The organism is Kitasatospora sp. NPDC101447 (assembly GCF_044767225.1).
In the GTDB taxonomy this organism is placed as follows: Bacteria; Actinomycetota; Actinomycetes; order Streptomycetales; family Streptomycetaceae; genus Kitasatospora.
The window spans coordinates 89,930-103,780 of record NZ_JBIWNL010000005.1; the positions used below are offsets into that span (position 1 = coordinate 89,930).

A 13,851-nucleotide genomic window follows, 5' to 3' on the forward strand; every position below is an offset into this window, starting at 1 on the left:
GACGCGGCCTGAGCGGAAGGACGAACATGACGAGCACACGTGGCCGCGTCGCCGCCCTGCTGGGAGCCGTCGCGGTGGTCGCCGGCACCACTCTGGCCACTCCCGCCCTCCCGGCGGCCGCCGAACCGGCCCTCGTCGGCGGCGGGATCACCGGGCAGGCGCCGTGCCCGGACGCGCCCGAGTTCACCTGCGGGACCCTCACCGTCCCGCTCGACCACAGCGGTGCCACCCCCGGCACCCTCGACCTCGTGGTTGCCGTCACCGGCAACGCCAAGGCGCCCAAGGGCGACCTGCTGTTCCTCACCGGCGGCCCCGGCCAGCCCGGCGTCCCGTCGATGAAGCGGATCGCGAGCAAGCTCGAACCCGTCCTCAAGGACTACCGCCTGGTCATGTACGACCAGCGCGGCACCGGCCGCGGCGCGCTCCAGTGCCCGGGGCTCCAGGAGGACATGGGCTCCTCCGACCTCGCCGTGCCGCGCCGGCAGTCGATCGCCGACTGCGCCGCCGCCCTCGGCCCCAACGCCCGCTACTACAGCACCGCGGACACCGTCGCCGACATCGACCTGCTACGCCAGGCCCTCGGCGACCGGCGCCTCACCCTCGACGGCGTCTCCTACGGCACCGTCGTCGCCAAGCGCTACGCCCTCGCCCACCCGGCCCACGTGGCCCGCCTGGTGCTCGACTCGGTGGCCCCGCCACAGGGCTTCGACCCGCTCGACCTGGCCGCACTGCCCGCCACCGCCCGCGTCCTTCGGGCCGCCTGCCGGGCCACCGGCTGCACCACCGACCCGGCCGCCGACCTCGCCGCCACCGTCCGGCGGTACGGGAACGGGGCGCAGATCCTGAGCGCGCTCACCGGCTACGAGTTCATCGACCCGGACTACGGCGGTGTCCCGGAGATCCTGCACGAGGCCGCCGCCGGGCAGCCCGCGAAGCTCCAGGAGTTCTTCGCGGTCATCCACCGGGAGGTCGACTCCGCCTCGGCCGAGGAACTCAGCCAGGGGCTGCACTCCGCCGCCCTGTGTGCCGACTCGCACTTCCCGTGGGGCACCACCGACACCCCCGTCGCGGGGCGCGCGGCGGCGCTGGAGCGCACCCGGCAGCGGCTGACCGCCGAGCAGACCTGGCCGTACGACGCCGCGACCGCCACCGGGCTCGGCAGCCTACTGGTCTGCCTGGACTGGCCCCGCGAGCCGGTACCGCCCATCCCGCCGGCACACCGCAAGCTGCCCGACGTGCCGGTCCTGCTGCTCGGTGGGGACCGCGATCTGGCCACGCCGTACGAATGGCTGTACCAGCAGGCCGAGTTGGCACACGACCCGACGATCGTGATCGTGCCCGGGGCGGCGCACTCGGTGCAGAACCGGGCGGCGAACCCGGCCGGACGGCAGGCGGTCTACGACTTCCTGCTCAAGTAGGCGGGCGCAGCGATCACCGCCGAGGCCGACTCCCTCGTCCTGCCCCTGCTCTCCGGCCGGCGACGACGCCCGGGCCTTGACGGCTTCTCGCTCGCCCGAACCCTCTGCACCTGGGCTCACCAGGTGCTCAGCTCAGTGCCGGCCGATGCCTTGGCCGTCGAGGTAGTCGATCAGCGCGGCCTCCTTGCGCAGCAAGCGTTCGCGGTCATCGGCCGACAGCGACGCAAGCGCGTCGACCAAGACCCGCTTGCGGTGAATGTGGACCATGTTGCCCGCGTAGATCCGGCACCCCGAGCACCAGCCGAACGCGATACACCGCTCGAAGCCGGAGGACTCGGGCGGGTACACGCGGTACTGGTTCGAACGGACCGGCTCCCGGCACACCGTGCAGACCGCGCGTTCACCGTCGCGGACGCACCAGCCGGTTGCGCCCCTTCGCCAGGACTTGCGTCCGGCCGGTGCTCTTCAAGTCGTCATGGCGATCATTCTGCCTCCTCGTGCTCTCGGGAGACAGGGTGATCAGTCGTGACGCCTCTCGCGCTCGGCAGCTGCAGGACAGCGTCGAAGGTGCGGTTGGTCCCCGCCCAGCCTTCCGGATGGCGCCCGGTCTTCGTAATCCGATCACATTCGAACCGGTGTCGGTCTAGGATCCAGTCGATCTCGGGCAGCCACGCGCCGGACCGGACCGGGCCGGCGCCGGCTGTCCGCCGACAACCATTCCACGGGGGAACACATGTCGATACGCAAGCGTGCCCGTTCGATCAGTACGGTGGCCGCGGTCTCCGCCGCAGTCCTGGCGGTCACCGCCGGTACGGCCAGCGCCAAGCCGGGAGTGTCGTACGTCCGCTACGGCGCGAGCGGGCTGTCGGCCTACTGCGTGCAGGCAGCCATCAACCACGCGCACATCGAGCGGCGGACCAGCGCCGACATCATCTCGCAGGACGGCGAGTTCGGCCCGGCCACGCTGGGGGCACTCCAGCAGCTGCAGCACGACTTCAGCCTGGACCCCGACGGCGTGGTCGGCCCGGACACCGGCACGGTGCTGTGGCAGCAGATCAACGAGGAGATCCAGCAGAGCTACGACTGGAACACCGGCTTCGGGGCGTACGCCAGCTACTGCTACCACGTGCTGCCCACCCACAGCTGACACGCGGCTGGCGCCAGCATCGACGGCGCCGGCATCTCCAGCGCCGGGCCGGGACCGCCCCACCACGGGACCGGACTCACCGGACGCAGACAGACCGGTCCCGGGAGCGCACGTGTGGCCCCGGGACCGGCCGGTGGGACCGGCCGGTGGGAGGTCCCAGGGCCGAACCACCGTGGCGGCCGGGCCGAGGATCAGCCCGGCCGAGAGTCAGCCCGGCCGAGAGTCAGTCCGGCCGAAGGTCAGCCGAACCGCCGGATCTTCCCGGCGTAGACCGCCTGGCTCCGCCGGGACATGACCGTCAGTCGGTGGGACGTCCCGAGGACGCGCGCCCGATCGGCCGCCACCCCCTCCAGCAGTCCGGCCGCCTCCGTGTACCGCCCGGCCTCGCCCAGGTTGTACGCGTGGTTGTGCCGGGCGGTCAGCGTGTGCGGATGATCGCGGCCCAGCACGCGCGCCCGATCGGCGGCCACCCCTCCCAGCAGCACCGCCGCGTCGGAGCGCCGCCCCGCCTCGCCCATGGCCTGCTCGGGAGCCATGTAGGCGGCGGTGCCGATCATGTGACCGTCGGCGGTCAGCTGGGTGTGGTCCCCCTGCAGGTAGGCGGCGATGCCGAAGTCGAGGACGACGACGGCCTCCGTGCCGTCGGCACGTCGGGTCAGGAAGAGGTTGGCCGGCTTGATGTCGCGGTGCACGACACCCTCGTGGTGCGCCGCGGCCAGCGCCCGGCAGACCTGCACGCCCCAGTCCACGACCTGCCCGACGCCCGGGCGCTGACCGGACTTCAGCACCGCGTCGAGCGACCGCCCGGGCAGGAGGTCCATGACCACGAACGGCACGGACCGCCCGGCGTCCCGGTGGGTCCCGCAGTCGTGAACACCCACGATGTTCGGATGGCGGAGCCGCGCGGTGATCCGCACCTCCCGCTCGAAGCGCGCCTGCGCCGCGGCGCCGTCCTCACCGTCGAAGCGCGGCAGGACGAGCTTGACGGCAACGTCCCGCTCCAGCCGGACGTCATGGGCACTCCACACCGCACCCATGCCGCCCGCGCCGAGAAGCTCGGCCATCCGGTAGCGCTCGCCGACCAGCACGCCCTGCATCGGACCCCCCGCCCCTTGTGAGATCGGGTAAACAGTAGGGCATCGGCGCAGCTTTCGAGACCACATGACTCTGCTCGCGGACACCGGACGCGCCCCGGCCGGGGCACCTCTCGACCTGCCATCGGGTGGGAGACCCCGCCCGAGAAGCCCGCGCGTCCGATGGCGTTCCCCTGGCGATGGGCCGGCGTCAGCCGGTCACCACGGGCACGCCGTCCGGGCGGCCGTCGAGCAGCGACGCGATGTGGTCCGCGCACCGGATCGCCGCCGTCGCCATGGCGCCCCTGGTCATCCCGGCGACATGCGGGGTCAGCAGGGCGTTCGGCAGACCGAGGAGCGGCGAGGCGAAGGCGGCGTGCTCGTGCTCGAAGGTGTCGACGGCTGCCGCCAGGAGCGGGTGTGCCGGGTCGCGCAAGGCGTCGGCCAGTGCCTGTTCGTCGACGATCCCGCCCCGGGCGGTGTTCAGCAGGATCGACCCTGGCCGCATGACTGCCAGCTCCTCCCGACCGATCATCGCCCGGGTCTGCGGGGTGAGCGGAAGGTGCAGGGAGACCACGTCGCTGGTGGCGAGCAGCGCGTCGAGGGACTCGGCACGGGGGACGGAGCTCCCGGTCGGGCGCCGTGAGAGGCCCTGGACCGCCATGCCCAGGGCGGCGGCTCGTTCGACCAGCGCCAGGCCGATCCGGCCCAACCCGACGACGCCCAGGGTCAGTTCCGACAGCTCCACTGCGGGGGCGGCCGGTGTGCTCCAACGGCTCCGGTGCGCGGCCTCGTTGTGTGCCGGAAGGTTCCGGGTGAGGGCGAGCAGCTGAGCCAGGGCGAACTCGGCGACGGCGTTCGCGTTGGAGCCCGGGGTGTGGGTGACAACGACGCCGTGGCGGACGGCGGCGGCCAGCTCGACATGATCGGTGCCCGCCCCGGCCCGGCCGACCACCCGAAGCCGGTTGGCCAGCGTGGGGTCGGTGGCTGCCGTGAGGAATGCTGCGCGCAGCGGAACGCCTCCGCGGGACTTGACCGCGTGGTAGCCGACCCCGTCCCGGACGGTCTCGGCGATCAACGTCGGCTCGTCGAAGGCGTCGAAATCGGCAAAGTCCACGCGGCCGTCCCAGGTGGCCCGGGCCTCGGCTCTGTCGGTCACCCGCCGGAGGTTCAACGTGACGGCCAGGCCATGGCCCAGCAGACGTTGCAACTCCCGGTCGAGCAGCTCGCCGGGAGCCGCGTCCAGCAGGAGGACCCGCATTCGTTCCATGTGATGACCCCCTTCACCGGAACCGAACCCTACTGCGCTTCAGCAGCTGATCTTCGAAACACCTGTGAATCGGACCCGCCTCGGTGGTGCCGGCCTGGTCGATCCCGCGCCTACCGGCCACGCCTCGGAGCGCCGGTTCCATTGAGATGTTCCCCTGCCCCCTTTCCTGCGGCGGGCCTGACCGGCCGCCCCGGGGTGGCGGTGTGCCGGGTGCCGCCGGGACGGGACTCCGGGGCGTGCGGTCCCCAGCAGGGGTGTCAGGAAGCGTGCGACTTCTGAAGGAATCATCGTGAAACACCCCCCTCGCCTGTCCCGAGCCACGATCCTTGTGCTGGGCGCAGCCGCTGTCCGGGGCGGGCCTGCCCGTGACCGGTCGCGCCCGCCTTCCGCCGGGCGCTGTACCGAAGGCACCCGGGCTCGGCAATGACGGGCCGGCCGGCACGGTTCACTCGCCTGCGGTGTCCTCGGCCTCCCAGCGAAGCAGGTCGCCCGGCTGGCACCCGAGCACTTCGCAGAGCGCGGCGAGCGTCGCGAAGCGCACCGCCTTGGCGCGGCCGTTCTTGAGTACTGCCAGGTTGGCGGGCGTGATCCCCACGCGGTCGGCGAGTTCGCCCACGGACATCTTCCGCTTGGCCAGCATCACGTCGATGTCGACGGCGATCGGCATCAGATGACCTCGTCCAATTCGGCCTGCATCAGCGTCGCTTCGGCATCGCGGGCGACGGCCTGGGCGAGCAGCATCCTCAGCACGAGCACGATGAGCGCAACTCCCAGGATGGCCATGGCGATCCCGCCCATGATGAGGGTGACGCCCGGGTCGTCCCGCTGACCGGGCGCGTTCACGGCCGTGACCGCCAGCCACAGGACAGCGATCGAAGCGATCGCGCCGATGATGACGTCCACGTACCGGAAGGCGGCGTGGGAGAACACGGTTCCGCGTCGCACCATCGTCACCAGTCGCCAGACGCAGACCATGGTGACCTGGGCCGCCCCGATGCCCAGGATCGTGATCACGCGCAGCGGGGTCAGCGGGATCGACCCGTCCTCCGGGTCACTCCCGGTGACCAACGTCCACACCATCAATGCCTGCACGAACACGGTGCCCGTAAGCACCACCACGAGCACGGCGCGCAGCGCGCGTACTGCCAGCTTTCCCATGACCCATCCTTGCATCGACTTACGATGGAAAGCTATCGAATATCGATAGGTGAGGCAAGGCCGCTGGCACCGCCGTGGCCCAGCGGCCGAACCGGGCGTGCACAGTCTCGGCGGGCACAGCCTCGGCGGGCACCGCCACCGAACACGCGGAGAGCCCGGACCGGTGAACCGGTCCGGGCCCTCGTCTGCCCTGGCGGGCGGAGGCGGAGGATACTCGTGAGGGGTTGCCTCCCACGCTACGCGGGCATGACCCCGTGGATGCGCGAGATGGTGAACACGCGCTCGTCGTCCCGCAGGTGGCACCAGGCGCGGAGGTAGGGGGCATCCAGTTCGAGCTTGCTGAGGGTGCGGACCGTCGCGTTGCCCGAGGTCGCGACGTACTCGATCGTGATGGTCCGGCCGTCGTTGACGGCATCGGCCAGCTGGCGGACGTCGGTGAAGGACAGATTGCGCGCGTACCCAGCCATGATCTCCTCGGTGTCGCTGTCGTAGGGGCGACCGTCCCAAGGGTCGGGCTCCGGGATGTCCTGCGGGGCGTCCCGAAGCCGGGTGGCGAGGGCGCGCAGATCGACGGGCGCTCCCGCGTTCGCGGTGCGGGCGTCCGTCCGCTGCGTGCGGGACCTGCCGCCGGGCAGGCGCGGGGACGGAACGGGGCTCGCCGCGCGGTGGTGCTGGGCCCGTTCGATCCGCACGGTCCCGTCGGGTTTCTCGGCGACGGGGGCGTAGCCCGCGGACCGCAGTGCCGTGAGCGTCTTGTCCAGTGGGGTACGGCTGATCAGCACCGTCGGTGCCAGCAGCCGCAGGCCGAGCTGGGTGAGCTTGCGGTGCGCGGCCAGTTCGGCAAGGAGGGCGGGCTCCTCGCCGTGGATCACACAGGCCGCGGAGACGACGCGCATCCGACCGTGGCTGCGCGCGGTGTCGTGGATCAGGTACGAGAGCGGCTGGGGAAGCGGCTCGACGGCGATGGCGGCCAGGTCGGCGGTGAGGCCGGCGGGGGTGAGGCCGGCGTCGAGGGCACGGCGGACGCTTCCCGGGCTGAACCGCCACACGGACGCCGCACCGGCGGTCTCCCGGTCCGCGACGGAGTCCAGCAGTGCGAGGATGCGGGCCGACGGCGTGCCGGCGACCACGGCCGTGAGATCGCTGCCGAAACGGGCGGTCCCGCTGGCGGCGGGCAGCAGTCGCCGACAGGCGTCGGTCAGGGCTTCGGCGTCGTCGGCGAGCAGGGCGGCCCCGATCGGGGACACGGCTCCGAGGGCGAGTGCGCCGAGCAGTTCCGCCTCCCGGATCAGGGTGGCGAACGGTGTGGTGTCCTGGGGGAGTTCGTCGACGAGCGGGCGGAGCCACACGAGTAGCACCCCCAGGTCCGCCGGGTTCGCCGCGCCTTCGCCGGCGGGGAGCTGCGACGCGGCTGCGAGTAGCCCGTGCCGGGCCTGCACGCAGCCTCCGCAGGGCGCTGCCCCGGCGAGCGCCGGCAGCGCCTTCCCGTCTTCGTCGCGGCTCCCGCCGGGGGCCAGCGGGAGCGCCCACCACGCCCGGAGCAGCACGGCGAGTTGGGCGGCCGGTTCCTGCTCGGCCCAGTTGTCGTAGGACGCGGTCGCCGCGACCCGGTCGCCGTCCCGGGCCAGCAGTCCGGCCGCGCTCGCCGTCTCCAGCACGAGGCGTACCAGGATCTCGTCGCACCGCGCCGCTTTGCCGATCCTGGCCAGCTCGCGGGCGCCGACCCCGCCGGCCTTCAGCCGGGCCGGTGGAGCGGCGGCGCACACCCCGAGGACGGACACGGCGTGGGCGGCGAACGCCATCAAGGCGGCTGCGGCTTCCCGCTCGACGCCCGAGACGGTGGCGGGCACCGACCGTACGCCGGGCTGCACGGGTGTGAACGGGGCGTGCCAGTCGGAGCCGCGCAGCGTGAGTGCCACCTCCGCGGGCATGCGGGCCGGCCCGTACCGATGCTGGTCCCGGATCAGCAGCCCCCGCTCCACCGCCCATTGTTCGCCGGGCTGGGAGTCGGTCCGCGGAGCCCCGAACATGATGAAGCCCGGTTGCTCCGGAACCTCATGCGCCCGCCGTTCAAGGAGCTTCCGAGTGGTTCCGGGCGCCTTGGCCACCAGTGCGGCGACCCGCGCCGGATCGTTGTGGTGGTCGATCAGCGCCGTCAGACGCATCTCTTTCCTGTTGGCGGCGGGTTTGACGTCGAGCTTCGCCAACATGCGGCCAAGTTCGTCGGAGTTCGAGCCCGCGAGCAGTCGCGCGAGCGGCGCGTCGAGCCCCAGCGGCGCGTCCCACGCGTTCCGCAGCGGCGCCGCCATGTGCAGCAGGCCGTTGCCGTCGGGCCACACCAGAGCGCGATCGGCCAGCGTCTCCAGGACGGCATCCAACCCGTGGGCGCGGTCACCGTGCGTCGCGTCGAGGAGGCCCGCCAGACCGTCCCGTGACACGCCCGTCAGCGCGGCGACGGCCTCCGCCACCTGCAGGCACGGCAGCGCGAGGCGAGGCAGGGCCAGGGCCACTGACGCCGGGCGCTGGAGGCGGTCCGCCAGTTCGCCGACCGACCGCGGTTCCGGAGCCGACACGGCGTCCGGGCGCGCAGCCAGGACCCGCTCCAACCCGGCCGCGTCCAGACCGCGCAGCCACGCGGCCAGTGCCGATCCGCTGTTCTTGCTGATGGGGCACCTCACCACATAGGAGGACGTCCATGCCCTGCCGGAATCGGCCGAGAGCACAAGGATGACGCACCAACGGGGGTGAGTGCGACGAGGGCCCGCACCGCAGAGCGGACCGGACCCTCGTTCGCCCTGGCGGGCGGGGGCGGAGGATACGAGATTCGAACTCGTGAGGGGTTGCCCCCAACGCGCTTACCATTTCTCCCGCACCCCGTCCGCCTGGGTTCACACTCGCCCTGACCTGCAGCGGAGCGGACCGCTGAGCAGCAGCCGGACCCGCCTGGACGGGGTGAATGAGACCAGCTCGCCCGAGGCGAGGTCGAGGGGGCTGCCGAGGCCGTCCGCCCGGTGCTCGACCTCCCCATTGAGCAGCGGAACTTCGGCATCGTCAGCAGCGCCCAGCGCGTCCACGCCGCCCTGCACGGCGACGGTCGCCGCAGCGTCGGTGCGGCGGCCGACCTGCGCGAGGAGATCGAGGCCTTCACCGCCACCCCGACCTCGGTCCTCGTCCGGTGACCCCACGGATAGGCTCCGCAGCCATGACCCCAGTCCACCTGGCCGGCCCCCGCCTCGCACTGCGCGAAGTCGAACCCGAGGACACCGACGACCTCCTGGCCATCTACGGCGACCCCGAGGCCACCCGACACCTCAGCTTCGAACCCCGCACCCGCGAGCAGGTCCAGGCGATCACCGCCCGCTCCATCGCCTCCGCGAACGCCACCCCGCGAACCGAGTACTGCCTCGCCGTCACCCGGCTCGGCGAGCACCGGCTGATCGGCTACGCCCGCCTGGCCACCGAGCCGCAGCAGGCCGCCACCATCGGCTTCGCCCTCCACCCGGCCGAGTGGGGCAAGGGCCTCGGCACGGAGACCGTCCACCTGCTGTGCGCCCTCGGCTTCAACGTCCTCGGCCTGCACCGCATCTGGGCCGCCCGCTCTCCGCTCAACGAGGCATCGGCGCGCACCCTGCTGCGGGCCGGCATGACGGAGGACGGGCGGATCCGCGACCACGTCTTCGTCCACGGTGCCTGGCGAGACTCGATCACCTACTCGATCCTGGAGCACGAGTGGTCGCCGAACGGCGTGCTGGGAATCGCCGCCGAGTACGAGAGCTGAGTTCTGGGCCTACAGGCCTGGCAACGCAGCACCTTCGTGACCTACCCCCTGGCCTTGGCTCCGGGGCTGTCCTCGAACCCCTGGACGAGGGCAGATGCATGTGGCGGGCGGCATGACCGGCTTATGCGATGAGTGTCATCGCATGTCCCATCGCCATGGCCATCGACCCATTGGATACCCGCGAGATCACAGCTGTCCTAACGAGTCGCAACCGGACATCGGGCGAGAACCGGTAGCGCAACCAAAACGGCAACCACGGGCCGACGAGGGCCCCGACCGGTGAACCGGTCGGGGCCCTCGTTTGCCCTGGCGGGCGAAGGCGGAGGATACGAGATTCGAACTCGTGAGAGGTTGCCCCCCAACACGCTTTCCAATTCTCCCGAACCCCGTCCGCCGGGGTTCACACCGGTCCTGACCAGCAGATGAGCAAACCGATGGGCGGTGGCCGAACCCGGCTGGATGGGGATGAACGAGACCAATACTGAGACCAGGAGGCTCCTCAAGCGCGACAGCATGAGCATGTCCACGATGATGGGTTGACTCACGAGGCACTGTCACACCTGCCGGTCACACTTCAGCCCATGGGTGTCAGATCAGACTTCTCACTGGACCTGCAGCTCAAGTACGTTCACGAGCAGACGGCAAACAACGAGGTGAAGCGAGCGCTCACCTCTGTGCTCCAGCACATGAGAACCGGACGAGGTGGCCACCGCAGAGGCGGGAAGGCGCTCGTGCAACTCTTGGTGGCGGCACGCGGGCACGCAGCCTCGGTTGGTGAGTGGGAGGTTGTGCGGCTACTGCAGGACTCCCTCGATTACGCCGAGGAACGAATCCTGCAGCCGGAGTTCGACGAGAGATATCGACTCTTTCAGGACGGCATCCGCAACCAGCGGCTGCGGCGGTTTGTGGCGGGCACGCTTGAGATCAACTTCAAGTACGTCGCCGAGGCGGGGCGCGAGTACCTGGAGCAACACCCCGGTGCAGGTGTGGATGATCTGCTGGCCCACATCGACTCACTCAGCCATGACGCGCGGTACCTCGTAGCGCCGGAAGGCCGGCCAGGGCGCTACTCGCTCCTCCGCGGCCGGGCGGAGAAGATGGTGTGGCTGGACCGTGTGCTCCAGGAACGGATCGATATCGAAGACCCGGGTGAAGCCGCCCAGCGGATTGCCGCGTCACCAGAGGAATGGGCTCTCCTGGCTGCTGACCCAGATGGCCAGATGATCCTCCGGGCGGCCCAGCTTCAGCAGCGCTCGGCCCGTCTGGCCAGCTTGCGCAGAGTGGCGGAGGACAGAACAGCCACGGAGCTGGACCTGCAACGGGCGCTGGAGGGGCAGTATTGGATCTTCGGTGGACGTTTCGTCGGGGAAGCTGCCCAGCGCAGGTTAGTGTCCGGTGACGAGGTCGACATTCCTCTAATCCGCGGCGATGGAAGCCTTCAAATCGTCGAGTTGAAGCGAGCCATGAGCATGAAGGGCCCTCTGGTGAAGCGACATCGCGGAGCCTGGGTGCCTACTGCTGAGGTGCACGATGCCGTGGGGCAAGCGGTCAACTACCTTGTCGGGCTGGATGAGAACCGGCAACAGATCTTCGAAGAATTCAGCATCGAGACACGCCGAGCAAGCGCCATCGTCCTGATCGGCCATCCAGCCGTCCAGCCGAGCGTTCCGGAGCAGGAGATTAACGAAGCGCTTCGGACGTTCAACACGCACGTGAATCGTGTAGAGGTCATCACGTACAAGGAGCTCATCGACAACGCCGGACGCTCCCTCGGGGATCCCTCCGGAACATAGTGGCTGCACTGGTGGAGGACGGCGGATGACAGAGGGCCCGGACCGCTGAGGCGGTTTCTAGTGGTCGTCGCAACACGTGGTCGGTTGTCTAGATGATTGATGCCAAGGGTCAGCTGGGACGCATGAGATGAAGCGAGGGAGTCCAAAGGTCGGTTGTGACGCCTGACCTGGACTCCCTCGCGACCGCACTTTACGTGAAGACCGACGACCTGCTGAAGGAATCGCCGCATCTGGCGCCGTGGCGTCCCGAGATCGGCATCAGGCCGCGGCTCAGTGACGCCGAACTGGTCACCCTCGCGGTGATGCAGGCCCTGCTCGGCTTCACCTCCGAGCGCCGCTGGATCCGCCACGCCTCATCCCACCTGCGGCACCTGTTCCCTTACCTGCCGGGGCAGTCGGGCTACAACCGGCGCCTGCGCAAGGCCGCGGACCTGGTCGCACGGGTCAACCGCCTGCTCGCCCGAGACACCTCGCTGTGGACCGACACCGTCTGGGTCGTCGACTCCACACCGGTGGAGTGCGGGCGCTCGCGCGAGACGGCCAAACGCTCGGACCTGGCCGGATGGGCCGAATACGGCTACTGCGCCAGCCACTCCCGGTTCTTCTGGGGCCTGCGCCTGCACCTCCTGTGCACCCTGCACGGGCTGCCCGTCGCCTTCGCGCTGACCGGCGCGAAGGCGGACGAGCGCGAGACCCTGCTCGGCATGCTCCACGCCGAGCCCGACCTTGCGGCCTCCCGGCCGGGCCAGACCCTCATCAGCGACCGGCAGTACTACGGCCGCACCTTCGAACACGAACTCGCCGAGTGGGGAGTGCAGCTGCTGCGGCCGGCCCGCAAGGGCGAGCCCTTGCGGGCCGGATCCGCCCTGTTCAAGCCCCTGCGGCAGATCATCGAGTCCGTCAACCAGACCTTCAAGGCCCAGCTCGACCTCGAACGCCACCAGGGCCGCACCCCGGGTGGGGTAATGGTCCGCGTCCTGCAGCGTGTCCTCGCGCTGACCTGCGCGATCTGGCACAACGACCACACTGGTCAGCCAGTCATGCGCTCGCTGACCGCCTACGACCACTAACCCTTCGCATCATTCATCTAGGCCGCGAGGAGTTTATGCAGACGCTCGGCTGGGGTTTCCCAGCCGAGCGTCTTGCGTGGACGGCGGTTGAGCTGGTCGGCGACGGCGGCCAGGTGTTCCGGGGTGTGGACGGACAGGTCGGTGCCCTTGGGGAAGTACTGCCGCAGCAGGCCGTTCGTGTTCTCGTTCGAGCCGCGCTGCCAGGGGCTGGCCGGGTCGCAGAAGTAGACCGGGATGGCGGTGGCGAGGGTGAACTCGCGATGGCGGCCCATCTCGCTGCCCTGGTCCCACGTCAGCGAGCGTTTCAGCTCGGTGGGCAGCGTGCGGGCGGTGGCCACCAGGGCGTCACGGACGGTCTCGGCCGTGTGGTCGCCGGGCAGGTGCAGCAGCATCACGAAGCGGGTCGCGCGCTCGACCAGGGTGCCGATGGCCGACTTCTGGTCCTTGCCGATGATGAGATCGCCTTCCCAGTGGCCGGGGACGGCCCGGTCCTCGGCCTCGGCCGGACGCTCGCTGATCATGACCATCGGGTCGGCGAAGCGGGGCTGTCGGCAGTTGGCCTGCCGCTGGGGCTTGCGCCGGGCGCGCCCGCTCCGCAGGGCGCCGGCCAGCTCCCGCCGCAACTGGCCACGGCCCTGGACGTAGAGCGCCTGGTAGACGGTCTCGGGAACCACGTGCATCTCCGGCCGATCGGGGAACTGTGCCCGCAGAGCGTGGCATATCTGCTCCGGACTCCACCTCTCGTCCAGCATCGCCTGGACGGCGCCCCGCAGCTCTGGATTCGAGAGGATCTTGCGGGGCTTGGGACGGGGCCTGCGGGCATCGGAGCGGGCCTGGGCCGCGTGCGGCCGGTAGTGCCACTGCCCGCGGGTGCCGACGGTGCGGTTGCGACGGATCTCCCGGGAGACCGTCGACGGGCTGCGGCCCAGCTCGGCCGCGATCTGGCGGACCGTGGCCTTCTCCCGCAGCCGGTCCGCGATGTGGAGCTGTTCGTCCTCGCGCAGATACCGGGAGGGACCCGAAGGCGGGGGGGGGGGGGCGGGCGGGGGGGGGGGGGGGGGGGGGGGGCCGGCCGGCGGGGGGGGGGGGGCCCCGCGCGCGCCGGGCGGGGGGGGGGGGCGGGCAGGCGCCCCCCCCCCCCCCC

12 protein-coding genes and 1 pseudogene are annotated in these 13,851 nt (G+C 70.9%); 6 read left to right on the top strand and 7 right to left on the bottom strand.

What is annotated here, in order from left to right:
- The first annotated feature begins 26 nt into the window (after positions 1-26).
- Positions 27-1,418, top strand: coding sequence for an alpha/beta fold hydrolase (locus ACIRST_RS09330; protein ID WP_402801125.1), 1,392 nt, complete (start codon positions 27-29; stop codon positions 1,416-1,418).
- A gap of 132 nt (positions 1,419-1,550) precedes the next feature.
- Here the strand turns inward: ACIRST_RS09330 and ACIRST_RS09335 are convergent, their stop codons facing one another.
- Complete coding sequence (locus ACIRST_RS09335; protein ID WP_402801126.1) at positions 1,551-1,766, bottom strand: hypothetical protein; 216 nt, start codon at positions 1,764-1,766, stop codon at positions 1,551-1,553.
- Between the two features lie 385 nt (positions 1,767-2,151).
- Here ACIRST_RS09335 and ACIRST_RS09340 point away from each other — a divergent pair, with 385 nt between their 5' ends.
- Complete coding sequence (locus ACIRST_RS09340; RefSeq protein ID WP_350522382.1) at positions 2,152-2,565, top strand: peptidoglycan-binding domain-containing protein; 414 nt, start codon at positions 2,152-2,154, stop codon at positions 2,563-2,565.
- A 239-nt stretch (positions 2,566-2,804) separates the two neighbouring features.
- Here ACIRST_RS09340 and ACIRST_RS09345 read toward each other — a convergent pair whose 3' ends face one another.
- The 5 genes from ACIRST_RS09345 to ACIRST_RS09365 form a co-directional block, all read right to left on the bottom strand.
- Entirely contained in the window at positions 2,805-3,662 is an 858-nt protein-coding gene (locus ACIRST_RS09345; protein WP_402801129.1) for a protein kinase, read from the bottom strand.
- 187 nt (positions 3,663-3,849) lie between these two features.
- Positions 3,850-4,908, bottom strand: a complete 1,059-nt coding sequence (locus ACIRST_RS09350; protein ID WP_402801131.1) for an NAD(P)-dependent oxidoreductase — start codon at positions 4,906-4,908, stop codon at positions 3,850-3,852.
- A gap of 445 nt (positions 4,909-5,353) precedes the next feature.
- Positions 5,354-5,575 (bottom strand): helix-turn-helix domain-containing protein, encoded by a 222-nt coding sequence (locus ACIRST_RS09355; RefSeq protein ID WP_396552824.1) that lies wholly within the window; start codon positions 5,573-5,575, stop codon positions 5,354-5,356.
- Complete coding sequence (locus tag ACIRST_RS09360; RefSeq protein WP_350522385.1) at positions 5,575-6,066, bottom strand: DUF2975 domain-containing protein; 492 nt, start codon at positions 6,064-6,066, stop codon at positions 5,575-5,577. Before ACIRST_RS09360 ends, ACIRST_RS09355 begins: the two co-directional genes overlap by 1 nt.
- Before the next feature lie 236 nt (positions 6,067-6,302).
- Positions 6,303-8,744: a helicase C-terminal domain-containing protein gene (locus ACIRST_RS09365; protein WP_402801133.1), complete on the bottom strand. Its 2,442-nt coding sequence runs from the start codon at positions 8,742-8,744 to the stop codon at positions 6,303-6,305.
- A 333-nt stretch (positions 8,745-9,077) separates the two neighbouring features.
- On the opposite strand from ACIRST_RS09365, the gene ACIRST_RS09370 reads away from it, so the two are divergent.
- The 4 genes from ACIRST_RS09370 (at position 9,078) to ACIRST_RS09385 (ending at position 12,707) form a co-directional block, all read left to right on the top strand.
- Complete coding sequence (locus ACIRST_RS09370) at positions 9,078-9,245, top strand: hypothetical protein (RefSeq protein ID WP_402801134.1); 168 nt, start codon at positions 9,078-9,080, stop codon at positions 9,243-9,245.
- Positions 9,246-9,268: 23 nt separating this feature from the next.
- Positions 9,269-9,844, top strand: a complete 576-nt coding sequence (locus ACIRST_RS09375; protein WP_402801135.1) for a GNAT family N-acetyltransferase — start codon at positions 9,269-9,271, stop codon at positions 9,842-9,844.
- 581 nt (positions 9,845-10,425) lie between these two features.
- Positions 10,426-11,637 carry a Shedu anti-phage system protein SduA domain-containing protein gene (locus ACIRST_RS09380; protein ID WP_402801136.1) on the top strand — a complete coding sequence of 404 codons (1,212 nt, stop codon included), beginning with the start codon at positions 10,426-10,428 and terminating at the stop codon, positions 11,635-11,637.
- Between the two features lie 155 nt (positions 11,638-11,792).
- Positions 11,793-12,707 carry an IS982 family transposase gene (locus tag ACIRST_RS09385; RefSeq protein WP_402801138.1) on the top strand — a complete coding sequence of 305 codons (915 nt, stop codon included), beginning with the start codon at positions 11,793-11,795 and terminating at the stop codon, positions 12,705-12,707.
- A gap of 17 nt (positions 12,708-12,724) precedes the next feature.
- Here ACIRST_RS09385 and ACIRST_RS09390 read toward each other — a convergent pair.
- Positions 12,725-13,717, bottom strand: a pseudogene (locus ACIRST_RS09390) (IS30 family transposase); the annotation flags it as partial.
- Positions 13,718-13,851 lie beyond the last annotated feature (134 nt).

Bases quoted from the DNA above. Each gene is read 5' to 3' on its own strand.
- ACIRST_RS09340 (WP_350522382.1), top strand. From the start codon at position 2,152: ATGTCGATACGCAAGCGTGCCCGTTCGATCAGTACGGTGGCCGCGGTC.
- ACIRST_RS09375 (WP_402801135.1), top strand. From the start codon at position 9,269: ATGACCCCAGTCCACCTGGCCGGCCCCCGCCTCGCACTGCGCGAAGTC.
- ACIRST_RS09380 (WP_402801136.1), top strand. From the start codon at position 10,426: ATGGGTGTCAGATCAGACTTCTCACTGGACCTGCAGCTCAAGTACGTT.
- ACIRST_RS09345 (WP_402801129.1), bottom strand. From the start codon at position 3,662: ATGCAGGGCGTGCTGGTCGGCGAGCGCTACCGGATGGCCGAGCTTCTC.
- ACIRST_RS09355 (WP_396552824.1), bottom strand. From the start codon at position 5,575: ATGCCGATCGCCGTCGACATCGACGTGATGCTGGCCAAGCGGAAGATG.
- ACIRST_RS09350 (WP_402801131.1), bottom strand. From the start codon at position 4,908: ATGGAACGAATGCGGGTCCTCCTGCTGGACGCGGCTCCCGGCGAGCTG.
- ACIRST_RS09330 (WP_402801125.1), top strand. From the start codon at position 27: ATGACGAGCACACGTGGCCGCGTCGCCGCCCTGCTGGGAGCCGTCGCG.
- ACIRST_RS09360 (WP_350522385.1), bottom strand. From the start codon at position 6,066: ATGGGAAAGCTGGCAGTACGCGCGCTGCGCGCCGTGCTCGTGGTGGTG.